Consider the following 23,704-nt stretch of genomic DNA (forward strand, 5'->3'; position numbering starts at 1 on the left):
GATTTCGCGCGATTCAGTAGCGGAGGTAGAACTCACCGGCGCTGTCCCTTCGTTCTTCCAGCCCGGAATCGTCAAAGACTCCGAGCACATTCAACAATTGCCACCCGTCACGGGCCAGACCGTCGCGCAATTGTGCTGCGGCTGATCCGACGCTGCATTCGCCACGGACTTTGGTCACGCCATAATGCAGCCGCAGGGGGTCGTCCTGCTTGGCCTTGTAATCGGCATAACACGCCGCCTGCGCGAAAGTTGCGGACAGACAAAAGATCATGAAAGAGAGAGAAAGGATTTTCATATTGCGATCTGATCCGGTGGCATGTCGTTATGCAATAGCATCAATCCTTGGCCTGTGCACAGATGCAGCGCGACGTGCTGGCTGTTTTGTCTTGCGCCGGGGGCGGTCCTGGGGTCACTGGGCATATGACATTGCCTGATTTCTCTTTCGAGGTTGCGGCCCAGCGACGTGGCCATGCGCGCATCGCAGGCGTGGACGAGGTCGGGCGCGGCCCGCTGGCGGGGCCGGTTGTGGCGGCGGCGGTCGTGCTGGACCCTGCGCATCTGCCTGCGGGGTTGAACGACAGCAAGAAACTGACCCTTGCAAGGCGCGAGGCGCTGTTCGCGCAGATCATGGATTGCGCCGAGGTCAGCATCGCACAGGCGAGCGTGGCGGAAATCGACACCCATAATATCCTGCGCGCCTCGCATATGGCGATGGTGCGCGCCATTGCGGGGTTGGCCCGCCCGCCCGACCACGCCTTGATCGACGGCAATATGGTACCACGCGACCTGACCCTGTCGGCCGAGCCCATCGTGAAAGGTGACGCGCGGTCGCTGTCGATTGCGGCCGCCTCGATCATCGCCAAAGTGTGGCGCGACCGTCACATGGTGGATTTAGCGCAACAGTTTCCCGGTTACGGCTGGGATCGCAACGCCGGATACCCGACAGCGGCGCATCAATCGGCGCTGGTCACGCTTGGTGTCACCCCACACCATAGGCGTTCGTTCAAACCGGTCCACAATATCTTGTATCAAGATCAAATCGTAAGTGGTTGATTCAATAAAGGTTTTGACAGCGAATCATCTCTGACTCAGATTAGGCCCAACCAAAGAGCGGGCAATCCGCCGGGGCAATGAGGCGAACATGACGGTCAAAACAAAGGTAAAGGTGGCGCAAACGCTGCCTCTGAACACGATTATCGATGGCGATTGCATCGCGGTGATGAACAGCCTGCCGGCGGGGTCGGTGGATCTGATCTTTGCCGATCCGCCCTATAATTTGCAGCTGAAAGGCGATCTGCACCGCCCTGACAATTCGCGTGTCGATGCGGTCGATGATGCCTGGGACCAGTTCGACAGTTTCGCCGCCTATGACCGGTTTACCAAGGCCTGGCTGGCTGCCGCCCGCCGCCTGCTGAAACCCAATGGCGCGATCTGGGTGATCGGCAGCTATCACAACGTCTTTCGCATGGGGGCTGAATTGCAGAATCAGGGGTTCTGGATTCTGAATGATGTGGTCTGGCGCAAAGCCAACCCGATGCCCAATTTCCGTGGCAAACGCCTGACCAATGCGCATGAAACGCTGATCTGGGCGTCCAAGGAAGAGGCCAGCAAATATACCTTTAACTACGAGGCGCTGAAGGCCTTGAACGAAGGTGTGCAGATGCGGTCCGATTGGGTGCTGCCGATCTGCACCGGGCACGAGCGGCTCAAGGATGATCAGGGCGACAAGGCGCATCCGACGCAGAAACCGCAATCCTTGCTGCACCGCGTGATCGTGGGCACGACCAATCCGGGCGATGTGATCCTTGATCCGTTCTTTGGCACCGGCACCACCGGCGCGGTGGCCAAGATGCTGGGCCGCGATTTCATCGGGATCGAACGCGAAGCCGCCTATCGCAAGGTCGCGGAAAAGCGCATCGCCAATACCCGCAAATTCGACAGCGAAGCGCTGGAAGTCTCGGCATCCAAACGCGCCGAACCGCGCGTCGCCTTTGGTGTGCTGGTGGAACGCGGCATGCTGCGTCCGGGCGAAGAGCTTTGGTCCATGAATGGCCGCCACAAGGCCAAGGTCCGCGCCGATGGCACGCTGATCGGGGATGACATCAAAGGATCGATCCATCAGGTCGGCGCCTATCTGGAAGGCGCGCCCAGCTGCAATGGCTGGACCTATTGGCAATTCAAGCGCGACGGGCAAAAGGTGCCTATCGATCTGCTGCGCCAGCAGATCCGCTCTGAGATGGAAAAGCACTAAGTTTCACCAAGGTTGAACCGCCGGTGCCGGCGGCGAACCCTGTCATTTTGGCAGGGGCCGCTGGCGCTAACTTTGCCCCGTCATCGCAAGATGGCGGGGATTTTTTTGGATTACTCGATCACCGTGCCGGTCGCACCGCCGACCAGCGCCCCTGCCGGTCCGGCGACCAAGGCCCCGCCCAGCGCGCCTGTCGCCGCGCGTTCGGTGGTGTTATCGCCACAAGCGGCCAGCGTAAGGCCCGCGATAAAGCCCATCATAATGGGCAAAGACATGTTGATCCGCATCTGTGACGCTCCTGCTTTGGGGACATTGATATGTTTGGCCAACAGCGGCGCGGCGTCTTTGTTCCCGGGCAAGCCCTAGCGCGGCATCGGATTGCCTGCGTCTTTATAGGGGCGCCAATTCCGGATCTCGGGATAGAAGGCGGCGCGCCATTGCCTGACCCGCGGATGCATGGTCTTGCGCCACAGCGGCGGCACCAGCGCCATGATCGTCATCACCGGATAGCCATGGGGCAGTTGCGGGGCCTCATCCTCGGCATAGGTTTGCAGCAGGGGGAACCGCCGGTCGGGTTTGTAATGATGGTCGGAATGGCGTTGCAGGTTGATCAGCAGCCAGTTCGACGCGCGCTGCGAGGCGTTCCACGAATGGCGCGGTTTGACATGTTCGTATTTGCCATCGCCCAGATGTTTGCGCGTCAGTCCGTAATGTTCGACGTAATTCACCAGCTCCAGCTGGAACACCGCCCAGAACGCCTGTGTCATGAACAAGAAGATACCCCAAAGCCCGCCGATCATGGCGGCAAGCCCCAGAAACAGAGCCTGCAACGCCAGATACCGCCAGAACGGGTTTGACCTATGCGTCGCGCCCAAGCCCTTGCGCGCCAGCATCGCCTTTTCCGCCCGCAGCGCCGAGACAAAGCATTGCCACAGCACGCGTGGAAAGAAGCGGTAGAAACTTTCGCCATAGCGCGCGGTGACCGGATCGCGCGGCGTGGCCACATAGCGGTGATGCACCAGCAGATGTTCGGACCGGAAATGCGAATAAAACACCGAAGCCAGCAGGATATCCGCCAGCCAGCGTTCCGCTTTCGGTTTTTGATGCATCAATTCATGCGCATAGGTGATCCCGATAGTCCCCGACAGGATACCCAGCCCCGCGAATAGCGCCCATTGCTCGACCCGCGTCAGATGGTCTGTTGTCACGACGTAATGCAGCACGCCCAAGATCGTGATCAATTGCAGCGGCGTCCATAAAAGCGTGATCAGCCTGTGCCAGAACAGCGCCTTTTCGGGTGTGGCGGGATCGGGGTTCGCCTTGTCCAGCCCCACAACGTAATCAAGCCCGGAAAACAGCCACCATGTTGTCAGCGGCAACAGCAGCAGCGTCCAGCCACCCTGCGTGGCCACAAAGAAGGCAAGCGGGATCAGCACCAGCGACAACCAAAAGGGCAAAGCCGAAGGGATTGGCCCCGTATCAGGCGCAGCGCCGGGCGTCATTGGCAGATGATCCTTTCGTGGTCCGGTTGTGTGATATTAGCGGCAAAGCTGCCCGCTCTCAATCATTCTGCACCAGATCGGCAACCAAATCGTAAACTTTGCGCATCGCCGTGGGCAGCGCTGCGGGGCTGAAATCCGGCCTTGCGATGAAATGCCCACGCTCGGGCTGCGCGTCCAGCGGGACATGGGCCAGCATGATCCGCAGATGCAGGTGGAAATGGGTGAATGTGTGGCGCGCTTGGGCGTCCAGCGCCGTCCAATCGGCAGCAAGGGGCGGCGCAGGCGCGGGATCATCCGCCCAATCGCTGCAAGGCCAACCCAGCATCCCGCCCAAAAGCCCGCTTTCGGGCCGCGTTTCCAGCAGCATCGCGCCATCAGCGCGCCGCGCGACATAGGCGATCCCATGCCGCGTGGGGGTCTTTTTCTTGGGCGTCTTGCGCGGCAGATCGGCGGCACTGCCTGCGATCCGTGCGGCACAGCCGGCGCGCCACGGGCATATGCCGCAGGCCGGGTTGCGCGGCGTGCAGATCGTGGCGCCAAGATCCATCACTCCCTGCGCGTAATCGCCCGGACGCTGCTGGGGTGTCAGCGCGCGGGCGCGGGCGGTCAGGTCCGGTTTCGCGGCAGGCAAGGGCGTGTGGATGTCGAACATCCGCGCCATGACCCGTTCCACATTGCCATCAACCACGGTTTCGGGCGCGTCAAAGGCGATGGCCGCAATCGCCGCTGCGGTATAGGGGCCGATGCCGGGCAGGGTCAGCAAGGTTGCATGATCGCGCGGAAAGGCGCCGCCATGATCCGCCACCACGACCCGCGCGCATTTCAGCAGGTTGCGCGCGCGCGCATAATAGCCAAGCCCGGCCCAAGCGGCCATGACAGCGGCATCATCGGCCGCTGCCAGATCGCGCACATTGGGCCAAAGCGTGGTGAATTTGCGATGATAATCGCGCACGGCGGCGACGGTGGTTTGTTGCAGCATCACCTCGGACAGCCAGATGGCATAGGGGTCGGGGGCCACGCCTGCCTTGCGGTCGGCAGGCGGCACACGCCATGGCATGACGCGGGCATGGCTGTCGTACCAGTCCAGCAAGGCAGAGCTGAGATCGTCCAAGGCGGTTTCCCCCATATGCGGCAGCGCAGGCTTGGCGCAGGTGCAGACATAAGGTAATGCAAAGCCATGAAACAGCCACGCCCCAATGGCACGACCTATGGTTTTTCGCGCGCGGCCGCGCTGATGCAGACCCGCATCCGCAGCGCCAGCGAAAAGCGCGGTTTTGCCGTGACCCGCCTTTTGACCCATTGGGCCGAGGTTGTGGGCGAGAGCACCGCCCAGATCGCGACACCCGTCAATATCAGCTATGGGCGCGGCGGGATGGGGGCGACTCTGACCTTGCTGACCACGGGCGCGCAGGCCCCGATGCTGGAGATGCAAAAGGACCAGATCCGCGACAAGGTGAACGCCTGTTATGGCTACCGCGCCATCGCGCGGGTGCGGATCACGCAGACAGCGCCCACTGGCTTTGCCGAAGGGCGCGTCGCTTTTACGCCCGCGCCCAAACGTGTAACGCAACCCAGCGCAGACGTGATTTGCAAAGCCACCGCCCTATCTGAGAAAATAGACAGCGATGATTTACGGGCCGCCTTGGCCAGATTGGGCGGCCATGTCCTTGCGAAACAGAAGAACTGAACAGAGGTAGATATGAAACGCAGAACGCTTTTGGCCGCCGGTGGAGGTGCCGCATTGATCGCCGGTGCCGGCTGGTTCGTTGGCCGTCCCGATCCGGTCACCGGCCTGTTGCCCGGTGCCGCCAATGCGCAAGCCGCTGATGGGGCCTTGCCCGAGGTCATGGAAATGGTGCTGGGCAATCCCGATGCCGCGGTCGAGGTGATCGAATATGCCTCTTATACCTGCCCGCATTGCGCGACCTTCCATGCCGACCAGTTCCAGCAGATCAAGGCCAATTACATCGACACGGACAAGATCCGCTTTGTCTATCGCGAGGTTTATTTCGACCGCCCCGGCCTTTGGGCATCGATGATCGCGCGCAGCCAGAACAATGCTGATTTCTTCTTTTCCTTTACCGGGATGCTTTACGAACAACAGCGCGCATGGCTGGCGGGCGGCGATCCTGTCGTGATCGTCGATCAGCTGCGCCGTCTGGCCAAGGTGGCGGGTCTGGATGATGCGGCGCTTGACGCTGCGCTGTCGGATGGTCCCAAGGCCGAGGCGCTTTATACCTGGTTCCAGGAAAATGCCGCAGCGGATGGGATCAATTCAACCCCGAGCTTTGTGATCGACGGGCGGCTTTACAGCAATATGGCCTATCCGGAATTCGCAGAAATCCTGGACGCGCGGATCGGCTAAAGCCCCAGCCGGTCAAAGGCGGCATCCAGCGCGGTCCAATCCGTCAGATGCAGCCGGACCGGCAGGGTCAGCACCTGCATCCGAAAGGCGTCGGGCAAGCGCACGGCGTCTTTTTCCGTTGTGACCAGCTGCGCGCGCTGGGCCTGCGCCTCGATCTGCAAACGCTTGATCAGCGCGGGCGTCAGCGGCTGGTGATCGGCCAGCGCTTCGGCGCGGACGACATCGGCGCCCATGTCGCGCAGGGTGCGGAAAAACTTTTCCGGATGCCCGATCCCTGCAAAGGCCAGCAAGCGCAGGTCGCGCCATGGCATGCCCGTGGGCAGCGGGGCCAGATGGCCCACCAGATGCGGCAGCGCCAGGGGCCAGTCAGCGGCAAAGCTGTCCTGCGCCTCGGGCGGGCCGATGGATAACAGAAGATCCGCCCGCGCCAGCCCGCGCGCGACGGTTTCGCGCAAAGGGCCAGCGGGGATCGCGCGGCCATTGCCGAAACCGCGCAGGGCATCGACAACGATGATGGACAGATCCTTGGCCACATCGGGGTTCTGGAACCCGTCATCCAGCAGGATCACATCCGCCCCCGCCGCCTGTGCCGCCGCAACACCAGCCGCACGGTCGCGCGCGACCCAGGTCGGCGCGAAAGCTGCCAGCAACAAAGGTTCATCGCCGGTCTGATCCGCCTTGTGCTGGCGTTCATGCACCTGCACCGGCCCTGTCAGCGTCCCGCCATAGCCGCGCGACACCACATGCGGATTGTGCCCCCGCGCGCGCAGCCGGTCGATCAGCGCGATGGTCGTGGGCGTCTTGCCGGTGCCGCCGGCGTTCAGATTGCCGATGCAGATGACCGGCACAGCCGCGCGCAGTCGCGCAGGCCGGCGCAGACGCCGGGCCGTTGCCGCCGCATAAAGCCAACCCAGCGGCGCCAGCAGCCGCGCGGCCAAAGCGGGGTGTTGCGGCGCGGTGAACCAGAAATGGGGCGCGCGCATCAGGCCACCCTGTCTTCGAGCCGTTGACGGATCAGCGCCACGATCTGGTTGGTCACATCCGCCCCGCGCGAGGTGACATCCCATGCTGCATGGGCCATCCGCGCGGCCTTGTCGGGGGCCAGCAATGTCTCGACCGTGGGGCCAAGCGCATCGGCAGAGGCGATCAGCTTTGCGGCGGCAGCGGCGTTCAGCCGCGCGGCATGGTGCTGATAGGGGGCGACATGCGGCCCGCAAAGCACCGCAGACCCAAGTGCGGCAGGTTCAAACGGATCACGGCAGCCGCCACCATAAAGCGTGCCACCAAGATAGGTGACCGGCGCGATCCTGTACCACAGCCCCAGATCGGGGTCCGTATCGACGATAAAGACCTGCGTCGGTTCGGATGGGGCGGGACTTTCCGACTGCAGCGTGACGTGAAAGCCGAACTGGCGCATCTCTTTGGCCAGATTCGATCCGCAATCGGGCGTATCGGGGGTGATGATCAGCAGCAGGCGATGCGCGCGGCGTCCGGCCTCTAGATGGGCGCGGCGCAGTGCTGTGCAATCATTCGCGCGCGCCGCCGCCGCCAGCCAGACGGGCCGCGTCCCGATGGCGGCGGACAGGTCGCGGCGCTCGGTCTCGTTGCAGGGCAGCACGGGGCTGCAATCCTCCATCAGCCCGGTGACGACGATGCGCGCCTGCGGGGTGCCCGCGCCGATCAGCTTTTCGGCAGAGCCGGAATCGACCGCCAGCACCGTGTCAAAGCCAGATAGCAAGGACCGGATCGCGCCCGGCACCCAGCCACCCGCGATATGGTCGATCCCGTCACCCGAAGCATCAACAAGGATGCTGGGCACGCGGGCAGAGCGGATCGCGTCCAGCAAGACCAGATCCAGATCGCCGCGCACCCAGATCACCAGCATCGGACGCCAATGCGCCAGAAAGGCGCGGATCATCTCTTTGCCCTTGGGTTCCGGCAGGGCGCGTTCGGCCAATGCGGGGTCCCAGTCGGAAACGGTGGCGATGATCTGGACCGCATCGGCATCATCTGCCAGCTTGCGTTGCAGCGTTTCAATCGCGGTCAGCTGTTCGGGCCGGCTGCACCGCGCCCAGATGATCGCGCCATCCGGCCGGTCGGGATAGAATGTCGGTGACGCGGCGGGGGTGCTGCGCCCAAGCCCCGCCATATAGGCCGCGATTTTCAGGGATCGCGCCATGATCCTGCCCCTTGCCCCGATATCAGTCGCCCAGTTCCTCTGTCGCAGAGGCGGGGGTTTCCTCGTCCCGCAGGCGGTGGATATGGGCGATGAAATAGCGCATATGCGCATTGTCCACGGTGCGCTGTGCCGCCGCTTTCCACGCATTATAGGCGGTTTGGTAATTCGGGAACATCCCCACGATATCAATCGCTGCGACGTCCTTGAACGCATTCTTGGTCGGATCGACCAGTTCACCACCAAAAACAAGGTGCAGGCGCTGTGTCATCGGGAAATCCTCGGGTTGCTTGGTCTGTGCCGACCCTAATGGGTCGGGGCCGCAGGCTCAAGCCGCGCTGCGATATCGGCGTGCAAATCATCCCCGGCCGCGATGACACCGGGCACCTGCGGATGCGCATTGTTGAACACCAGCGGCATTCCCTGCGGGTCGGTCACGATGCCGCGCGCCTCGGCCACGATCAGCGCACCGGCGGCGATGTCCCATTCCCAGCTGGGGCGCAGGGTCAGCATCGCGTCGAACCGGCCCTGCGCCACAAGACACAGCCGATAGGCCAGCGACGACCGGAACGCCTGTTTGAACGGTGGCAGCGTCGCGCCTTTCCACAAGGCAGGCAGGAAATTCGGCTTTGATGCCAAGACCGTGGCCGCATCCAGCGCCGCGCGGCTGACGGTGATCGGCGCTTCGTTCAGGCGCGCGCCCGCGCCCCGCGTGGCGGTGAACATAAGGTCATGCAGCGGCAGATAGACGGCCGCGGCGACAACGGCACCGTTTTCCACGATGGCAAGCGAATGGGACCAATCCTTGGCCCCCGCGATAAAGGCCCGCGTGCCGTCGATCGGGTCGATCACGAATTGGCGTGTCGTGGACAGGCGCGCGGGGCCGTCCTGCGATTCCTCGGACAGCCAGCCATAATCGGGGCGCTTGTCGCGCAGGAAATCCGCCAGCATCAGGTCAACGGCCAGATCGGCCTCTGTCACCGGGCCGGCACCACCCGGTTTATCGGTCACCTGCGGCGATTGGCCGAAATATCCTGTCGCGATGGCCCCCGCCTTGCGCGCGGCGGCAACCAGAAGGGCGAGGTCACTCTCCGGCAAGGGTCAGCCCTTCGACCAAAAGCGACGGAACCGCGCGCGACAGATGCAATTGCGCGTCATTGGCGGGGATCAGCGTCAGCAGCATGTCGCGCAGATTGCCCGCGACGGTGCATTCGTTGACCGGATAGGCGATGGCCCCGTTTTCCACCCAGAACCCCGCCGCCCCGCGCGAATAATCGCCCGTATTGGGGTTGATCGTCGATCCGATCATCGACGTGACCAGCAGCCCCGTCCCCATCTGCGCGATCAGGTCATCGCGCGATGCGCTGCCTTGGGTCATGGTGATATTGGTCAGGCTGGGCGAGGGTGGCGCACCGGTGGACCGTGCCGCATTGCCGGTGCTGTCCAGCCCCAGCTTGCGCGCTGTCGCAAGATCCAGCGTCCAGCCCGTCAGCACCCCGTCATCCACGATGGCGCGGCGCGCGGTGGGCAGGCCTTCGGCATCATAAAGCCGCGATCCCGACACCCGCGCGCGGTGCGGGTCTTCGATCACCGACAGCCCCTTGGGCAAGACTTGCGCGCCCAGCGCGTCGCGCAGCCAGCTGGACCCGCGCGCGATGGCGGCCCCGTTGGTGGCCTGCAACAGATGGCCGATCAGTGCGCTGGCGATGCGTTCGTCAAACAGCACCGGATAGGCGCCCGTTTTGGGACGGCGCGCGCCACTGCGTTCCACGGCGCGTTCTGCCGCGCGGGTGCCAATCGCATCGGCATCGCGCAGGTCGGTGCGAAACACGCGGTTGTCATAGTCGTAGTCCCGTTCCATCGCGGTGCCCGTTCCGCTGATCGCCACACAGGAGAGGCCGTTATCGGTGCGGGTATAGCCTGCCGAAAAGCCATTGGTCGCCGCCAGATGCACGCGGCGGCGGGAATATCCCGCAGAGGCCGATTGCACCTGAGAAATACCGGTATTGCGCAGCGCCGCCGCCTCGGCACGGGCGGCTTGGTCCTGCAACATGGCAGGATCGGGTTCCGCGGCGGGGTCATGCATATCCAGTGCTTTATTGTCCGTTTCGCGGGCCAATTGTGCGGGATCGGCAAGACCGGCATGCGGGTCTTCGGGGGCTTCCATCGCCATGGCCACGGCGCGTTCGGCCATCTGGCGCAAGGTGTCGGGCTTGGTGTCGGATGATGACACGCAGGCCTGCCGCTTGCCGATCAGCACCCGCAGGCCGATGTCGATCCCTTCGGACCGTTCGGCGTGTTCCAACACGCCGCCCCGCACATCAATCGACAAAGATGTGCCATCTACCGCGATGGTATCGGCGGCATCGGCCCCGGCCTTGCGGGCGATCTCGATCAATTGGTGGGTCAGGTCGGACAGGGATTGTGTCATGGCGCTTCCTTTGCTTGACCGAGACCTAGTGCGCGGGCAGCGATGCTGCAAGGCCGCGCCATGACATGCCAAGGGCGCGCCGACAAAGCGACGCGCCCTTGGCTTGGCTTGGATTGAACCGGATCAGCGGATGCGCTGCCCATTGGCCAGCACCTGACCATCGCCGGTGACTTGCAGGCGGGTTTCCAATTGGTCATTGCCGGTGGACCGCGCGAACATGCCCATCATCATGCGCGGTGCCATCATTTCTTCGGCCGACATCAGGCCCATCGCCACCAGTTTGTCCAGCAAGCCGTTCAGCCCGCTGATCTGGATGCTGACCTCGCCTTCGGGGCGGGGCAGCGGCGCAAAGCTGACCATATCGCTGTTGTCGAAGGTAAAGGCACCCTCGCCGGTGACGCTGGCACCTGCGGCCGAGATATCAAGATCGGTCAGCGTGACCTCGGACAATTCGAACGGCATGTCGCTGTTCATCATCGCCTGTTCCTGCGCGGGGTCCATCATGTCAAAGAGCGGCCGGGCCAGACCGGCAAGGCCGATCTTGATCGTCGCCGGATCGCGCGGCAGCACGTTGGAGGGATCGAATAATGACCAGATCATGTCGCTGACGGTCAGATCCGCCAGTTCGATGCCAAAGGCAAAGGGCTGTGCGGTTTTCGTGGCCGCGACGGGCATCTCGAGGGTGAACCCATAGGCAGAGAGGCCGATCTCGATCGGGAAGGGTGCTGCGGCCGATACGATCCTGGCCATGATATCGGTCGTGCGACCCGCATAGGCAAGGCTATCTGCACTGATCTGCGTGGCCAGCATGCCCGCACCGGCGCTGATCGACCCGGCCATCTGATCGCCCTCTGCATTGATGTCGAACACATATTCGCCGCCATCCACAGTATAGCCGGCAGAAATAGAGCTGCCCTCCGCGATCTGGTTATTGTCATCAAACATGACGCCATCCAGCGGCATCGCCAATGCGGCCTGCATGGTCAGACCGTTGATCTTGCCGCCCATGGTGATGTATTCGCCCGCCGCATCGGGGATTTGCACATCCACCAGCAGATCGACCGATTCGAAGGCCCCTGCATAGGTCAGGTCGCGCATCGCGCCCAGACGGGTGGTATAGCTGCCTGTCAGGTTGTTGCCGGTCATGCTCAGATCGCCGGTAAAGGTGAAATCACCATCGACGACCCGGTCCAGCGCCACCTTGTAGCGATCCGCGCTGACGGCATAATTCATCGCATCCCTTGTGCCGCTGACGGTCATTTCCAGACCCGACTGGGTCACCAGAACGGTGGCCGCCATGCCTTGGCGATTTGTCAGCACGATGGGAAAGCTGTCTTGCATCGTCACGCTGACACTGCCGTCATCCTGTTCGACAAAGGTGACATCGCCCAGCGTGGCAAGGATTGTCAGCTCGTCCTCGATCATGGTCAGCGCGATGTCACGCACCATAAGCCGGTCGCCCAGCATATCCTCTGACCCGACAGACAGGCTATTGGGGCCGTAGATGGACAGCTGCGTCTTCCAATCGTCCCAGACTTGCTGGGCGGTCACTTCGGCAAAAGCGGCGTTTCCGGTCAAGACTGCCGCCAGACAGACAGCACCACGCAAAGTCGTTCTATAGGTCATCTGGTTCCCTTCTGTTCTGGTCAGTTCTGGGTCTGCCTTTCGGGTCCACGTCTTCCAACAGGGGCCAAGGCAGGATAGCATCTGTCAAACAGTTACCCATCCGCAGGCCAGACCGAAAGAGATTGATGTGAAAAAGTTCGATATGATGGGAAAAACCGTGCTGATCACGGGGGCCAGCCGGGGTATTGGCGCGGCGGCTGCGCGGGAATTTGCCGAATGTGGCGCAAATGTCTCTCTGATTGCGCGCAGCATGGATGATATCGCCCAGATTGCGGGCGAGATCGGTGAAAAGGCGCTGGCCATCCCTTGCGACGTGTCGCGCTATGGCGAGGTCGAGCAAGCCGTTGCCGCCACGGCCCATGCATTCGGCGGGCTGGATGTGTTGATCAATAATGCCGGGGTCGTCGATCCGATGGGCTCTTTCGCGGATATTGATCCCGATGCATGGGCGCGCGCGGTGGATATCAACCTCAAGGGCGTCATGTATGGGATGCGCGCGGTTGTGCCGGGCATGATCGCGCAGGGGCATGGCACGATCCTGAATATCTCGTCCGGGGCGGCGCATAATCCGGTGCATGGCTGGACCGCTTATTGTGCCTCCAAGGCCGGTGCCTACATGCTGACCCGCACCGCCGATCTGGAATGCCGGGCCAAAGGGTTGCGGATCATGGGTCTGTCGCCCGGCACCGTTGCGACGCAAATGCAGCGCGACATCAAGGAATCCGGCATCAGCCCGGTCAGCCAGCTGGATTGGTCGGTGCATATCCCGCCCGAATGGCCCGCAAAGGCGCTGGTCTGGATGTGTCTGCCCGAGGCCGACCCCTATCTGGGCCAGGATATCAGCCTGCGCGAGCCTGAAATCCGCAAGATGGTTGGTCTGACATGATCCGTCTGGACCGGGACGGCGACAGCCTTGTCGTCACCATCGACCGGCCCGACAAGGCAGGTGCGCTGACCGCCGCGATGCTGGGCGAGCTGGCCGATATTGCCGAGGACGCGCGCGATGCAAAACTGCTGATCCTGACCGGCACGGGCCGCGTGTTCAGCGCCGGGGCCGATCTGGACGCTGCCCGCGCGGGGCTTGCCACCGATCCGGTCTGGGAACGTCTGTCAGGGGCCATTGCCGCCTGCCAAGGCCTGACCATCGCCGCGCTGAACGGCACGGCGGCGGGCGGTGCGCTGGGCATGGTGCTGGCCTGCGATCTGCGGATCGCCGTGGCGCAGACCCGGTTTTTCTATCCTGTCATGAAACTGGGCTTCCTGCCGCAGCCATCCGATCCCGCGCGGATGGCGCGGCTGATCGGGCCTGCGCGCGCCAAGATGATCCTGATGGCCGGGCAAAAGATCGCGGCGCAGACGGCGCTTGACTGGGGCCTGATCGACCTGATTGTGCCGGATGAGGCGCTGTTGCAGACCGCCCGCGATCTGGGGGTGGATGTCTGTGCCGCAGCCCCCGCCCATGTCGCCGCGATCAAGCGGATGATCGCCCCCGCATGACCCAGCTGATCGTGATCGGCGCAGGCCCTGCCGGTCTGATGGCCGCAGAAATGGCCGCGGCACAAGGCCAGCGGGTGACACTTATCGACGCGATGCCCTCTGTCGGGCGCAAGTTTCTGATGGCGGGCAAATCCGGGCTGAACCTGACCAAGAACGAGGATATGGCCCGCTATCTGGCCGCTTTCGGCCCTTTGCCCGCCAATCTGCGCGCCATTCTGGCCGATTTTGGCCCGCAGGATGTGATGCGCTGGGCCGAAGAACTGGACCAGCCTTTGTTCACCGGATCAACGGGGCGGGTCTTTCCCGTGGCGATGAAAGCCTCGCCCTTGTTGCGCGCATGGCTGGCACGGCTGGGGGCGGCGGGTGTGACAGTGCAGACCCGCTGGCGCTGGAATGGCTGGCGGGGCGATGCTCTGCTGTTCGACACGCCCCAAGGCGCGCAGGTGATCGGGGCCAAGGCGGTGGTGCTGGCACTGGGCGGCGGCAGCTGGGCGCGGCTGGGGTCGGATGGCGCTTGGCAGCAGTATCTGCCCGATATCACCGCGCCCTTTGCGCCTGCGAATATGGGGTTCGTCGTGGATTGGTCGGCGCATATGACGCGCCACCTTGGCGCGCCGGTCAAGGCGGTGGCGATGTCGGCAGGGGCGGCCACGACGCGGGGCGAATGCATCATTTCAGCGCGCGGGATCGAAGGCGGTGGCATCTATGCGCTATCGCGCGCGATCCGCGATGGCGCGCCGCTGGTCATGGACCTGTTGCCCGACTGGACCTTGGCGCAGTTGCGCAGCGCATTGGCGAAACCGCGCGGCAAGGCCAGCATGACCAACCACCTGCGCAAAGTGCTGCGGCTGGACCCCGTCCGCCTTGCGCTGCTGGCGGAATTCGGCTTGCCCTATCCCGATGATCTGGCCCCGCTGATCAAGGCGCTGCCCATCCGGCACGCAGGCCCGCGCCCGCTGGACGAGGCGATTTCCACGGCGGGCGGTGTCCGGCTGGATGCGCTGAGCGATGATTTGATGCTGCAACAGCGCCCCGGCGTCTTTTGCGCCGGTGAGATGCTGGATTGGGAGGCCCCGACCGGTGGCTACCTGATCAGCGCCTGCATGGCGACCGGGCGCCGGGCGGGATTGGCCGCTGCGGATTACGCCAAAAGCCGCTGAAACGCGGGGCGGTCGCGCATGCGCTGCTGATAGGCCTGCACCGGCGCGGGGCTGATGTCGAATTTGATCCCCGCACCCCAATTCAGGCAATGCGCGCACAGGATATCCGCAATCGTGAAATCATCCCCCATCAGGCAATCGCCCGCGATACGCGGGGCCAGACGGTCAAGACTGCGCGCCCATTCCCAGCGCAAACTGTCCTTGATCGCGGGCAGGCGCTGGGTTTCTGGCAGGATGAAACTATGCTTTGCCGCCATCCACAGGATCGCGTCCATTTCATCCAGCACCATATGCATCAGCGCGTCATGATGCGCGCGGGCAATCGTGCCGGGGGCGGGGATCAGCGCCCCGTGCCGGTCGGCCAGATAGGTCATGATCGCGGTGGAATCCGTCAGGGCCTCATCCTCGGTGACCAGAACCGGCACCTTGCCAGAGGGATTCAGCGCCCTGACCGCATCCGACCCCGGCATGTCGGGCAGATGGGTATAAGGCGCGCCCAATTCTTCGAGCGCCCAAAGTACCCGCAAGGCGCGCGATTTTTTCGGACCGATGATCTGATACATGCTGGCTCCCCCTCTTTGACGGCATAAGGCGGCGTTCTGCTGTGCTTTGCAAGGCCATTTGCCAATGCGACGGGATCTATGCGCGCCGCCTGCGCCGCTGGCGTTTGAGGTCAACTGTTGCAATTGGGCATCTGTTTGGCCCGGGCAAATCCGACAAATCGGCGCGATCAGACCGATCAACTGGCCCCAAACGCGGCAAAGCCGGCCAATCAAGGGCGGGAATGACCAATGTTTATTGGCGTGCTGCCAGCGGGCGGATCATCCCCTGCGTGCGCGCGGCTTTCCCCGATCCGGTCCCTGCGCAATCCGGCCATTCGTGCCAGCGGGACAGAGACTTGGTTTTTTGAGAACAGCCTGATTTAATACAGATATGTGGATCGTCACGCCGTGGCATACCACGCTTGCATTAATGGGAGTACCGATATGCGCCTTACAACTACACTTGCTGCATCCGCAGTCATCGCCGTTTCCGCCGTTGCTGCCAATGCAGGCAGCCTTGCCCCAGCCACGATGGAAGCCCCCGTTGTCGTGATGACAGAGCCAGCACCTGCCGGTTCGTCCGTCAACCCTGCTTTCGTCGTTGTCGGCGTTCTGGCTGCTTTGCTGATCGCAGCGGCGTCTGATTGATCTTTGCGCGCGACCATAGGGTCGGGTCAGGAAAGGCAGACCTTCGGGTCTGCCTTTTGCGTTAGCGCCGGGCCATCATCGCAAGGCGGATCAGCGTGCGTTCCATTAGCGCCGCCTGCGGCGCGGTGCTGGCGGATCGCAGTTGCAAATCGGTATCGGTCAGCGCGGTCAGCGCCTTTTCCAGACGGTCGCGGCCCCAATGGGTGACCTGGCGCGCGATCTTGTCGCGGCGCGGGCCAAAGACGGGCGGGCGCAACCGCGCGACCCCGGAACTGGCACCGCCCGGATCAGAGGCCACGACATGCAGCCGCCGGAAATGCCGCATCGCCCCGATGCACAGCGTCACGGGCGTGACCCCTTGCGCATATAACCCGCGCAGCACCGGTCCCAGCTGATCGACCTGCCCGGCGGTGACCACATCCAGCACATCATCGACATCAACCTCGGCCGATTGCGGCGCATTGGCCATGATATCAGCGATGGTCAGCGGCGTGGCATCGCCCTGTTTATAAAGGCCGACCTTATCCACCGTCTGCCGGAAATCGCCCGGTTCCAGCGTATTGGCCAGCGCGAAGAGCGCATCCATCACGTCGCGCCCCGGCTGGTCCAGCCCGGCATCCGACAAGGCGCGCGCGATATCGGACATGCTGGGCGGGTCATCATAGATGCCGATGGCCATGGCGTTGCGGTGGGTCTCGAAGGCTTTGCGCAGGGTGGATTTGGCGGTCAGCTGGCCTGCGGTCACCACCAGCTGCGCATCACCCTGCCGCCAATCGGCCAGTGCGGCCTCGATCAGTTTGGACAGGGTGTCGGTCGCATCCTCGACAAAGGCGACGCGGTGACCGGGGAAAAACCCCTGCGCCTTGATCGCATCATCCAGCAGGGCCGCATCCTTGCGCAGATCGGCGGCATTGATGCGGGTCAGGCGCATTTCCTCTTCGCCCTGCGGGCCGATCAGGGCGGCGATCGCCTGTTGGCGCTTGGCCGCCACGCGCATCGGATCGGCGCCAAAGATCAGCAGGCCCGCATGGGCCGGATCGGGTTTGCGCAGATATCCTGCGGCAGCATCGCCTGCCAGTTTCATCGCGGCAGGCCCGGCGCCAGCAGCAACAGGCGGCTGACGATCATATCGGCCAAGGCCACGGATAGCCGCGCGGTCGCGTCCGTTTCGGCGGCTTGGGTCGCTGTCGTCGATCCGGTGGCGGCATAGCTGGTAAAGGTCTCGTGGCGGCCACTGGCCAGTGTTTCGCCCGTCGTGGCATGGGTCAAGACCCATGTGACGGTGCCGAGCACGTTGAAACGCTGGTTATCCCCCGATGTCGTGATCGCAAGACTGCGCCGCCGGTCGGTGATCTGGGCGCGCAGCACATAGGCCGGCACTTCCGTCACCCCCAGCCGCTGTTCCAGCCTTTCACGCAGCCGGAACCCCGGCACGGTGTCGCGTGTCTCAAAGGTGATCTGGCCGCGCAGGACATTATCCTCGCCATAGACCGGCGCGAACCCACACCCGCCGAGCGCCAAGAGCCCCAGCAGATATAGGCGGCGAGAGAGGGTCCTAGATGACAATGTTCACAATCCGTCCGGGCACCACGATCAGTTTCTTGACATTAGCGCCATCCAGCGCCTTTTGCACCACATCCAGCGCCAGCACGGCGGTTTCCACCGCTTGCTTGCTGGCATCGGCGGGGACGACAATCTCTGTCCGGCGCTTGCCGTTGATCTGCACCGGCAGGGTGACGGTATCGGATACCAGCATCGCGGGATCGGCCACAGGCCAGGGGGCCGTGGTGATCAGGCATGCACCGCCAAGGCTGACCCAGATTTCCTCGGCCAGATGTGGGGTCATCGGCGACATCAGCTGCGCCAGCACCAGCGCCGCCTGCCGCTTGGTGGCGGCAGAGGCATTGGATTTGCCCAAGACATTGGTAAAGGCATAAAGTTTCGCAATCGCCGCGTTAAAGCCGAAGGTTTCCAGCCCCATCGTCACATCATGGATGCAGCGATGCATCGCGCGCAGCAGATCATCATCGCCGGTGCCGGTTGCATCGGGGGCCGCCGCGATTTCAGAGGCGATCCGGTAAACGCGGGCAAGGTGTTTATAGGTCGCATCCGCGCCCGATGCTGTCCATTCCACGTCGCGTTCGGGCGGGCTGTCGGACAGCACGAACCAGCGCGCGGTATCGGCACCATATTGCGCAAGGATATCATCGGGATCGACGACGTTTTTCTTGGATTTCGACATCTTGGCCGAGGGGATCACCTCGACCGGGGTGCCATCGGCCAATTGGCCGTTCTTCACATCTTGGGGGAAATGGTAAACGGGGCGGCCCGCATCATCGCGGGTCATATAGATTTCATGCGTCACCATGCCTTGGGTGAATAGCGCGTTGAAGGGTTCAATCGCGGTCTCGGGCAGATGGCCGGTGATCTGCATCGCGCGGGCAAAGAAGCGGCTGTAGAGCAGATGCAGGATCGCATGTTCAATGCCGCCGATATATTGATCGACGTTCATCCAATAGGCCGCATCGTCCAGATCGGTCGGCGTCGGCGCATCGGGGGCGGTGAAACGGGCGAAATACCACGAGGAATCGACGAAAGTATCCATCGTATCGGTTTCGCGCAGCGCAGGCTTGCCGCAGGCGGGGCAGGCACAATTGCGCCATGTCGGATGGCGGTCCAAAGGATTGCCGGGCACGTCAAAGGTGACGTCATAGGGCAGCTCGATGGGCAGGTTTTCTTTCTTTTCGGGCACGGCACCGCAGTCGTCGCAATGCACGATGGGGATGGGACAGCCCCAATAGCGCTGGCGCGACAGGCCCCAGTCGCGCAGGCGGAACTTGGTGACACCTTGGCCGATGCCATTGGCCTCGCAATAGGCGATGGCGGCATCGACGGCCTGTTCGCCGGTCTGCCATGTATCACCCGCGAAACCCTTGGTATAGAACACCTTTTCGGTCTTGGGCGGCACATAGGCGGTGGCCAGATCATGCGGCGCATCGGCACCGGGCAAAAAGGTCGCGATGATCGGCAAACCGTATTTCGTGGCGAAATCGAAATCGCGCTGGTCATGGGCGGGGCAACCAAAGATCGCGCCGGTGCCGTAATCCATCAAGATGAAATTCGCGATATAGACCGGCAGTTCGGGCTGGCCCGCCATCGGGTGTTTCACGGTCAGGCCGGTGTCATAGCCCAGCTTTTCGGCCTTTTCGATAGCCTCGGCCGTGGTGCCACCCTTGCGGCATTCGGCGCAGAAGGCGGCGAGCTTTGCATCCTTGGCTTCCAATTCCTTGGCCAGCGGGTGGTCGGGCGAGATGCCGACAAAGGACGCGCCCAGCAAAGTGTCGGGGCGGGTGGTATAGACCTCGATCTGGCCGCCGTCGGTGCGGGTAAAGCTGAATTGCAAGCCGCGCGATTTGCCGATCCAATTGGCCTGCATCAGCTTGACCTTGGCGGGCCAATTGTCCAGCCCGTCGATGGCTGACAGCAATTCCTCGGAATAATCGGAAATCTTGAAGAACCATTGCACCAACTCGCGGCGTTCAACATCGGCACCGGACCGCCAGCCCTTGCCGTCGATCACCTGTTCATTGGCCAGCACGGTCATATCGACCGGGTCCCAGTTCACCACGGCCTTTTTGCGATAGATCAGGCCCTTGGACAGAAAGTCGATGAACAGGGCCTGCTGCTGGCCGTAATATTCGGGATCGCAGGTGGCGAATTCGCGGGTCCAGTCGATGGACAGGCCCAAGGGTTTCATCTGCGCGCGCATGTCGGCGATGTTCTGATAGGTCCAGTCCTTGGGGTGCCCGCCCGAGGCCATCGCCGCGTTTTCGGCGGGCATCCCGAACGCATCCCAGCCCATCGGATGCAGCACGTTATGGCCCGTCGCCAGCTTATAGCGCGCGATCACATCGCCCATCGTGTAATTGCGCACATGGCCGATATGGATACGCCCCGACGGATAGGGGAACATTTCCAGCACATAATATTTGGGTTTGTCCGCGCTGCGATGGGCGGCAAAGATCTGGCCCTCGGCCCAGATGTCTTGCCATTTCGGTTCGATTGCAGCGGGAGAGTAAGAAGTCATTTCAAGGTCTTTCACACGGGCACGGGCGTTGCGACCGTCATAATCCGGCACGGCGGCGATGGCTATACCCGCAAACGCAAAGAGCGGCCCCGAAAGGCCGCTCTCGCTTAGGAATGTCGAGGGTTCTGATTAGAACGAGAACGACAGTTCAACAGTTGTGCCGACCTGGTAGTCAGGACCACCAACTTCGTCGTCGTCGATTGCGCCACCGGTCTCTGCGTCAGCATAGGAGATCAGCAGTTCTGCGCCACCGCCCAGATCATATACGCCTGCGACGTAGAAGTCTGTGCCAGAGTTCGACACACCAGCAGTCGTACCGGTGTCATCAGACTGGTCGTACATACCGGCCAGCAGTGTCAGGCCGTTGCCCAGGTCGTATGCGCCGTCGAGACCGACTTTGTTCACGCCTTGGTCATAATCGTAGTCCAGAGCAACAGAGAGTGGGCCGTCTGCATAAGCAACGGTTGCACCGTAGTTGTCTTCGCTACCGCCGTCATCTTCGGACACATAGTAGACTGTGGCAGTCACTGGGCCGAATGGGTAGGAAACCTGGATACCGGTCGAGTTTTCGTCAGCTGTTTCGTTCGACGCATAGGCCAGACGGACAGTTGCACCGGCTACAGTTGTGCCAACCGACAGACCGTAGATTTCGCTGTTGCTGAAATCACCGTTTTCGGTCGCAGCGTCGTAAGCACCAGTCGTGCCAATGGCTTCTTCCTGGTATGCAACAGCGAAGCTGAACGCACCCAGATCGCCGGAAGCACCGAACGACACTTGGTCATATTCTTCGGTTGTTGCGACGGAAACACGATCGCCACCAGCATCGCTCAGCGTAACCGACAAGGACATGTCGATGCCGCCATAGGTCAGGTCGCCGCGCAGAACGTTTTCGCCGTCAGCTTCGGAGAAGCCGTCAGCTTCCATGTCGCCAGCAGCCGACCACTGTGTTTCAGCAGCAAAGGATGTGTCACCCAGGTACAGGCCAGCATTTTCGGTTGTCAGCGACAGCACAACGACGTCGGAAGAAACGGACTGACCGTTGGTTTCGTCAACGATGTCGAACTCGAACGACGCACCAGCGGTCACGCCATTGTCCAGCGCCATGGTGCCGGCAACGTTCAGGTCGCCTTCCCAGTAGAAGCCGTCGTTGTCGCCGATCGATGTGCCGGTGAAACCGGTGGCCAGATCGCCGTCATCGTTGAAGCCCAGTGTGAAGTCGCCGGAGAAGCTTACGCCGGTGTGTCCATCAGCAGCTGCAGCGCCAGCAAAGGCGACCAGTGCAGTTGTTGTAAGAAGGATGCTTTTCATTGGATAATTCCCTCGTGTTTTGCATTCCCAAGAATGCCAGATATTCCAGCATTGCCGACTAATTGCGCCCAACGCCCCTGACACTCAAGTTAAAGTGGCTGGTTTCAGGAGTCTTGCTGACAAATGATGCATCAAGGCCACACAATCTTTTGCACCCATGACAGCCGTGCCAAAGGGCGCTATCTGGGCCAGAACACCCTTGTGCCCCATGTTTGAAGGACGTTCCATGCCCTTGGCAGATATTCAGGACCGTATCGCCGCCGCCTGCGCCCGCGCGGGTCGCGCCGTGCAAGATGTCACGCTGATCGCCGTGTCCAAGGTCCAGCCGGATGCCCGTGTCGCCGCCGTGCTGGACCAGGGTCACCGAGTCTTTGGCGAAAACAAGGTGCAGGAAGCGGCGGGCAAATGGCCCCGGTTCCGCGAAACCTATGACGGGATCGCGCTGCATCTGATCGGCCCGTTGCAGACCAACAAGGCGCGTCAGGCGGTAGAACTGGCGCAGGCGATCCACACGCTCGACCGGCCCAAGCTGGCGCAGGTGCTGGCGCGGCTGGCGCAGGAACGCGGCGCATGCCCGGATCTGTTCGTGCAGGTCAACACCGGCGAGGAACCGCAAAAGGCGGGTGTGCTGCCCGCCGATGTCGATGCTTTCCTGGCCGAGGCGCGGGGGCTGGACCTGCCGGTGGTCGGGCTGATGTGTATCCCGCCTGTTGATGAAGAACCGTCGCTGCATTTCGCCTTGCTGGCCAAAATGGCCGCGCGCAGCGGCTTGTCCGGCCTGTCCATGGGCATGAGCGGCGATTTCGAAAGCGCCATCGCGCTGGGTGCGACCCATGTGCGCATCGGGGCTGCGATCTTTGGGGAACGGACAGCGGGGTGAGCGATTACACCCCGCCCCAAGACGCTCTGGTCGTTCTGCACCATGATCATCAGGTGCTGCTGGTCGATAAACCCAGCGGCCTGTTGTCGGTGCCGGGCAAGGGGCCGGATCTGGCCGATTGCCTGATCACGCGGGTCCAGCGGGTGTTTCCCGATGCTTTGCTGGTGCATCGTTTGGATCGCGACACATCCGGCGTGATGATCTTTGCGCTGACCCCCCATGCGCAGCGCCATCTGGGCCTGCAATTCGAGAATCGCCAGACCAAGAAAACCTATGTCGCCCGGGTCTGGGGTGAAATCGCCGACAAGACCGGCACCGTCGATCTGCCGCTGATCGTGGATTGGCCGAACCGCCCCTTGCAGATGGTGGATCATGAAAACGGCCGCGCCGCCGTAACCGATTGGCGCGTGGTGCGGGTCGGTGACGGTGAAACCCGCCTGCGGCTGATGCCGAAAACCGGCCGGTCGCACCAGCTGCGGGTGCATATGCTGGCGCTGGGCCATCCGATCTTGGGCGATCCGTTCTATGCGACGGGGCCTGCGCGCGATTATCCGCGCCTGATGCTGCATTCCGAAACGCTGCAATTCCGCCATCCTGATGGCGGGCAGGGGATGCGGATCACCGCCCCCTGTCCGTTCTAGGCGGTCAGGAAATTCTGCACGGCCGTCACCTCGCTTTGCGCGATGCCATGGCCGCCTGGATGCCAATGCAGCTGCACATCGGCCCCCTGTGCCGTCAGATAAGACGCCAGCGCTTGGGTCAGATCAGAGGGGCAGATCGGGTCATTCTCGCCCGCGGTGATCAGCACGCGCCGCCCGCGCAGCCGCGGTTGCGGGGCCGGGGTGAAGGGGATCAGCGGATGCATCAGGATCAGGTCATCCACCAGCACCGCGTCCCGCATCGCCACGGCGGCAAGGATATTGGCCCCGTTCGAATAGCCCAGCCCGATGGTGCGCGGTGGTTTGACCGCCTGCTGTTCGGCTGTGATGAAATCCGCCATGGCGCGGCTGCGCAAAGCCAGATCATCCATGTCATAGACGCCTTCGGCGGTGCGCCGGAAATACCGCGCGGCCCCATGTTCGGACACATCCCCGCGCGGCGAGGTGACATGCGCACCCGGGATCAGCTGTTCGGCAAATCCGTGGAACTGGTCTTCGGTTCCGCCGGTGCCGTGAAAGGTCAGGAACAGCTTTGCGCCCGCTGCCCCCTTGGTGCGTTTTGCGTGATAGGTCAT

Annotated in this window: 26 protein-coding genes; 10 read left to right on the forward strand and 16 right to left on the reverse strand. The window is 62.7% G+C overall.

Going from position 1 to position 23,704, the window contains the following annotated elements:
- Positions 1–13 precede the first annotated feature (13 nt).
- Positions 14–295 carry a hypothetical protein gene (locus LOKVESSMR4R_RS18600; RefSeq protein WP_087211933.1) on the reverse strand — a complete coding sequence of 94 codons (282 nt, stop codon included), beginning with the start codon at positions 293–295 and terminating at the stop codon, positions 14–16.
- A 125-nt stretch (positions 296–420) separates the two neighbouring features.
- On the opposite strand from LOKVESSMR4R_RS18600, the gene LOKVESSMR4R_RS18605 reads away from it, so the two are divergent.
- Together LOKVESSMR4R_RS18605 and LOKVESSMR4R_RS18610 are read left to right on the forward strand one after the other, a co-directional pair.
- A complete protein-coding gene (locus LOKVESSMR4R_RS18605; protein WP_087213597.1) occupies positions 421–1,053 on the forward strand; it encodes a ribonuclease HII in 633 nt (210 codons plus the stop codon).
- Between the two features lie 88 nt (positions 1,054–1,141).
- On the forward strand, positions 1,142–2,251 hold the full coding sequence (locus LOKVESSMR4R_RS18610; protein WP_087211936.1) for a site-specific DNA-methyltransferase: 1,110 nt from the start codon (positions 1,142–1,144) through the stop codon (positions 2,249–2,251).
- A gap of 110 nt (positions 2,252–2,361) precedes the next feature.
- Here the strand turns inward: LOKVESSMR4R_RS18610 and LOKVESSMR4R_RS20530 are convergent, their stop codons facing one another.
- From LOKVESSMR4R_RS20530 to mutY, 3 genes are all read right to left on the reverse strand, one after another.
- Positions 2,362–2,523 (reverse strand): hypothetical protein, encoded by a 162-nt coding sequence (locus tag LOKVESSMR4R_RS20530; RefSeq protein ID WP_087213599.1) that lies wholly within the window; start codon positions 2,521–2,523, stop codon positions 2,362–2,364.
- 87 nt (positions 2,524–2,610) lie between these two features.
- On the reverse strand, positions 2,611–3,750 hold the full coding sequence (locus LOKVESSMR4R_RS18620) for an alkane 1-monooxygenase (RefSeq protein WP_087211939.1): 1,140 nt from the start codon (positions 3,748–3,750) through the stop codon (positions 2,611–2,613).
- 58 nt (positions 3,751–3,808) lie between these two features.
- Entirely contained in the window at positions 3,809–4,876 is a 1,068-nt protein-coding gene (gene mutY, locus LOKVESSMR4R_RS18625; protein ID WP_087211941.1) for an A/G-specific adenine glycosylase, read from the reverse strand.
- A 51-nt stretch (positions 4,877–4,927) separates the two neighbouring features.
- On the opposite strand from mutY, the gene LOKVESSMR4R_RS18630 reads away from it, so the two are divergent.
- Together LOKVESSMR4R_RS18630 and LOKVESSMR4R_RS18635 are read left to right on the forward strand one after the other, a co-directional pair.
- Positions 4,928–5,437, forward strand: coding sequence for a DUF721 domain-containing protein (locus tag LOKVESSMR4R_RS18630; RefSeq protein WP_087211944.1), 510 nt, complete (start codon positions 4,928–4,930; stop codon positions 5,435–5,437).
- Between the two features lie 12 nt (positions 5,438–5,449).
- Entirely contained in the window at positions 5,450–6,115 is a 666-nt protein-coding gene (locus tag LOKVESSMR4R_RS18635; protein ID WP_087211947.1) for a DsbA family protein, read from the forward strand.
- On the opposite strand, the gene lpxK is transcribed toward LOKVESSMR4R_RS18635, so the two are convergent.
- From lpxK to LOKVESSMR4R_RS18665, 6 genes are all read right to left on the reverse strand, one after another.
- Positions 6,112–7,098, reverse strand: coding sequence for a tetraacyldisaccharide 4'-kinase (gene lpxK, locus LOKVESSMR4R_RS18640; RefSeq protein ID WP_087211950.1), 987 nt, complete (start codon positions 7,096–7,098; stop codon positions 6,112–6,114). The two genes, LOKVESSMR4R_RS18635 and lpxK, sit on opposite strands and share 4 nt — an antisense overlap.
- Positions 7,098–8,294: a 3-deoxy-D-manno-octulosonic acid transferase gene (locus LOKVESSMR4R_RS18645; RefSeq protein WP_087211953.1), complete on the reverse strand. Its 1,197-nt coding sequence runs from the start codon at positions 8,292–8,294 to the stop codon at positions 7,098–7,100. Before LOKVESSMR4R_RS18645 ends, lpxK begins: the two co-directional genes overlap by 1 nt.
- A gap of 22 nt (positions 8,295–8,316) precedes the next feature.
- A complete protein-coding gene (locus LOKVESSMR4R_RS18650; protein ID WP_087211956.1) occupies positions 8,317–8,562 on the reverse strand; it encodes a DUF4170 domain-containing protein in 246 nt (81 codons plus the stop codon).
- 35 nt (positions 8,563–8,597) lie between these two features.
- Positions 8,598–9,389: an inositol monophosphatase family protein gene (locus LOKVESSMR4R_RS18655; protein WP_087211959.1), complete on the reverse strand. Its 792-nt coding sequence runs from the start codon at positions 9,387–9,389 to the stop codon at positions 8,598–8,600.
- Positions 9,376–10,722: a TldD/PmbA family protein gene (locus LOKVESSMR4R_RS18660; protein WP_087211963.1), complete on the reverse strand. Its 1,347-nt coding sequence runs from the start codon at positions 10,720–10,722 to the stop codon at positions 9,376–9,378. Before LOKVESSMR4R_RS18660 ends, LOKVESSMR4R_RS18655 begins: the two co-directional genes overlap by 14 nt.
- 123 nt (positions 10,723–10,845) lie before the next feature.
- A complete protein-coding gene (locus tag LOKVESSMR4R_RS18665) occupies positions 10,846–12,348 on the reverse strand; it encodes a DUF2125 domain-containing protein (RefSeq protein ID WP_157898279.1) in 1,503 nt (500 codons plus the stop codon).
- Between the two features lie 127 nt (positions 12,349–12,475).
- Between LOKVESSMR4R_RS18665 and LOKVESSMR4R_RS18670 the strand changes: the two genes are divergently transcribed.
- From LOKVESSMR4R_RS18670 to LOKVESSMR4R_RS18680, 3 genes are read left to right on the forward strand one after another with little or no spacing between them, the layout of a single operon-like run.
- Entirely contained in the window at positions 12,476–13,234 is a 759-nt protein-coding gene (locus LOKVESSMR4R_RS18670; RefSeq protein WP_087211969.1) for an SDR family oxidoreductase, read from the forward strand.
- Positions 13,231–13,845: an enoyl-CoA hydratase/isomerase family protein gene (locus LOKVESSMR4R_RS18675; RefSeq protein WP_087211971.1), complete on the forward strand. Its 615-nt coding sequence runs from the start codon at positions 13,231–13,233 to the stop codon at positions 13,843–13,845. Before LOKVESSMR4R_RS18670 ends, LOKVESSMR4R_RS18675 begins: the two co-directional genes overlap by 4 nt.
- Positions 13,842–15,005, forward strand: a complete 1,164-nt coding sequence (locus LOKVESSMR4R_RS18680; RefSeq protein ID WP_087211973.1) for a TIGR03862 family flavoprotein — start codon at positions 13,842–13,844, stop codon at positions 15,003–15,005. Before LOKVESSMR4R_RS18675 ends, LOKVESSMR4R_RS18680 begins: the two co-directional genes overlap by 4 nt.
- Here the strand turns inward: LOKVESSMR4R_RS18680 and LOKVESSMR4R_RS18685 are convergent.
- Complete coding sequence (locus LOKVESSMR4R_RS18685; RefSeq protein WP_087211976.1) at positions 14,987–15,568, reverse strand: glutathione S-transferase family protein; 582 nt, start codon at positions 15,566–15,568, stop codon at positions 14,987–14,989. The two genes, LOKVESSMR4R_RS18680 and LOKVESSMR4R_RS18685, sit on opposite strands and share 19 nt — an antisense overlap.
- Positions 15,569–15,991: 423 nt before the next feature.
- On the opposite strand from LOKVESSMR4R_RS18685, the gene LOKVESSMR4R_RS20340 reads away from it, so the two are divergent.
- Positions 15,992–16,195, forward strand: a complete 204-nt coding sequence (locus LOKVESSMR4R_RS20340) for a hypothetical protein (protein WP_157898280.1) — start codon at positions 15,992–15,994, stop codon at positions 16,193–16,195.
- Between the two features lie 61 nt (positions 16,196–16,256).
- Here LOKVESSMR4R_RS20340 and holA read toward each other — a convergent pair whose 3' ends face one another.
- The 4 genes from holA to LOKVESSMR4R_RS18705 form a co-directional block, all read right to left on the reverse strand.
- On the reverse strand, positions 16,257–17,279 hold the full coding sequence (gene holA, locus LOKVESSMR4R_RS18690) for a DNA polymerase III subunit delta (RefSeq protein ID WP_087211978.1): 1,023 nt from the start codon (positions 17,277–17,279) through the stop codon (positions 16,257–16,259).
- A complete protein-coding gene (gene lptE / locus LOKVESSMR4R_RS18695) occupies positions 17,276–17,761 on the reverse strand; it encodes an LPS assembly lipoprotein LptE (RefSeq protein ID WP_237331852.1) in 486 nt (161 codons plus the stop codon). Before lptE ends, holA begins: the two co-directional genes overlap by 4 nt.
- Positions 17,751–20,282, reverse strand: coding sequence for a leucine--tRNA ligase (leuS, locus tag LOKVESSMR4R_RS18700; RefSeq protein ID WP_087213605.1), 2,532 nt, complete (start codon positions 20,280–20,282; stop codon positions 17,751–17,753). Before leuS ends, lptE begins: the two co-directional genes overlap by 11 nt.
- A 129-nt stretch (positions 20,283–20,411) precedes the next feature.
- Positions 20,412–21,590 carry a porin gene (locus LOKVESSMR4R_RS18705; protein ID WP_087211981.1) on the reverse strand — a complete coding sequence of 393 codons (1,179 nt, stop codon included), beginning with the start codon at positions 21,588–21,590 and terminating at the stop codon, positions 20,412–20,414.
- Positions 21,591–21,816: 226 nt separating this feature from the next.
- On the opposite strand from LOKVESSMR4R_RS18705, the gene LOKVESSMR4R_RS18710 reads away from it, so the two are divergent.
- Positions 21,817–22,470 carry a YggS family pyridoxal phosphate-dependent enzyme gene (locus LOKVESSMR4R_RS18710; RefSeq protein WP_087211983.1) on the forward strand — a complete coding sequence of 218 codons (654 nt, stop codon included), beginning with the start codon at positions 21,817–21,819 and terminating at the stop codon, positions 22,468–22,470.
- The gene (locus LOKVESSMR4R_RS18715; protein WP_087211986.1) at positions 22,467–23,111 is read left to right on the forward strand and encodes a pseudouridine synthase; all 645 of its coding nucleotides are present in this window, start codon (positions 22,467–22,469) and stop codon (positions 23,109–23,111) included. The genes LOKVESSMR4R_RS18710 and LOKVESSMR4R_RS18715 overlap by 4 nt, the downstream gene beginning before the upstream one ends.
- Here LOKVESSMR4R_RS18715 and LOKVESSMR4R_RS18720 read toward each other — a convergent pair.
- Entirely contained in the window at positions 23,108–23,704 is a 597-nt protein-coding gene (locus LOKVESSMR4R_RS18720; RefSeq protein WP_087211991.1) for an alpha/beta hydrolase, read from the reverse strand. The two genes, LOKVESSMR4R_RS18715 and LOKVESSMR4R_RS18720, sit on opposite strands and share 4 nt — an antisense overlap.

This window comes from Yoonia vestfoldensis (assembly GCF_002158905.1).
Classification (GTDB): domain Bacteria; phylum Pseudomonadota; class Alphaproteobacteria; order Rhodobacterales; family Rhodobacteraceae; genus Yoonia; species Yoonia vestfoldensis_B.

What these genes read in the sequence shown, in the direction of transcription:
- LOKVESSMR4R_RS18600 (WP_087211933.1), bottom strand. Translation starts at nt 295, where the DNA reads ATGAAAATCCTTTCTCTCTCTTTCATGATCTTTTGTCTGTCCGCAACT.
- LOKVESSMR4R_RS18650 (WP_087211956.1), bottom strand. Translation starts at nt 8,562, where the DNA reads ATGACACAGCGCCTGCACCTTGTTTTTGGTGGTGAACTGGTCGATCCG.
- LOKVESSMR4R_RS18720 (WP_087211991.1), bottom strand. Translation starts at nt 23,704, where the DNA reads ATGACCTATCACGCAAAACGCACCAAGGGGGCAGCGGGCGCAAAGCTG.
- LOKVESSMR4R_RS20340 (WP_157898280.1), top strand. Translation starts at nt 15,992, where the DNA reads ATGCGCCTTACAACTACACTTGCTGCATCCGCAGTCATCGCCGTTTCC.
- LOKVESSMR4R_RS18630 (WP_087211944.1), top strand. Translation starts at nt 4,928, where the DNA reads ATGAAACAGCCACGCCCCAATGGCACGACCTATGGTTTTTCGCGCGCG.
- LOKVESSMR4R_RS20530 (WP_087213599.1), bottom strand. Translation starts at nt 2,523, where the DNA reads ATGTCTTTGCCCATTATGATGGGCTTTATCGCGGGCCTTACGCTGGCC.
- LOKVESSMR4R_RS18665 (WP_157898279.1), bottom strand. Translation starts at nt 12,348, where the DNA reads ATGACCTATAGAACGACTTTGCGTGGTGCTGTCTGTCTGGCGGCAGTC.
- LOKVESSMR4R_RS18605 (WP_087213597.1), top strand. Translation starts at nt 421, where the DNA reads ATGACATTGCCTGATTTCTCTTTCGAGGTTGCGGCCCAGCGACGTGGC.
- LOKVESSMR4R_RS18610 (WP_087211936.1), top strand. Translation starts at nt 1,142, where the DNA reads ATGACGGTCAAAACAAAGGTAAAGGTGGCGCAAACGCTGCCTCTGAAC.
- LOKVESSMR4R_RS18685 (WP_087211976.1), bottom strand. Translation starts at nt 15,568, where the DNA reads ATGTATCAGATCATCGGTCCGAAAAAATCGCGCGCCTTGCGGGTACTT.
- LOKVESSMR4R_RS18675 (WP_087211971.1), top strand. Translation starts at nt 13,231, where the DNA reads ATGATCCGTCTGGACCGGGACGGCGACAGCCTTGTCGTCACCATCGAC.
- LOKVESSMR4R_RS18635 (WP_087211947.1), top strand. Translation starts at nt 5,450, where the DNA reads ATGAAACGCAGAACGCTTTTGGCCGCCGGTGGAGGTGCCGCATTGATC.
- LOKVESSMR4R_RS18710 (WP_087211983.1), top strand. Translation starts at nt 21,817, where the DNA reads ATGCCCTTGGCAGATATTCAGGACCGTATCGCCGCCGCCTGCGCCCGC.
- mutY (WP_087211941.1), bottom strand. Translation starts at nt 4,876, where the DNA reads ATGGGGGAAACCGCCTTGGACGATCTCAGCTCTGCCTTGCTGGACTGG.
- LOKVESSMR4R_RS18705 (WP_087211981.1), bottom strand. Translation starts at nt 21,590, where the DNA reads ATGAAAAGCATCCTTCTTACAACAACTGCACTGGTCGCCTTTGCTGGC.
- LOKVESSMR4R_RS18620 (WP_087211939.1), bottom strand. Translation starts at nt 3,750, where the DNA reads ATGACGCCCGGCGCTGCGCCTGATACGGGGCCAATCCCTTCGGCTTTG.
- LOKVESSMR4R_RS18680 (WP_087211973.1), top strand. Translation starts at nt 13,842, where the DNA reads ATGACCCAGCTGATCGTGATCGGCGCAGGCCCTGCCGGTCTGATGGCC.
- holA (WP_087211978.1), bottom strand. Translation starts at nt 17,279, where the DNA reads ATGAAACTGGCAGGCGATGCTGCCGCAGGATATCTGCGCAAACCCGAT.
- lpxK (WP_087211950.1), bottom strand. Translation starts at nt 7,098, where the DNA reads ATGCGCGCGCCCCATTTCTGGTTCACCGCGCCGCAACACCCCGCTTTG.
- LOKVESSMR4R_RS18660 (WP_087211963.1), bottom strand. Translation starts at nt 10,722, where the DNA reads ATGACACAATCCCTGTCCGACCTGACCCACCAATTGATCGAGATCGCC.
- leuS (WP_087213605.1), bottom strand. Translation starts at nt 20,282, where the DNA reads ATGACTTCTTACTCTCCCGCTGCAATCGAACCGAAATGGCAAGACATC.
- LOKVESSMR4R_RS18645 (WP_087211953.1), bottom strand. Translation starts at nt 8,294, where the DNA reads ATGGCGCGATCCCTGAAAATCGCGGCCTATATGGCGGGGCTTGGGCGC.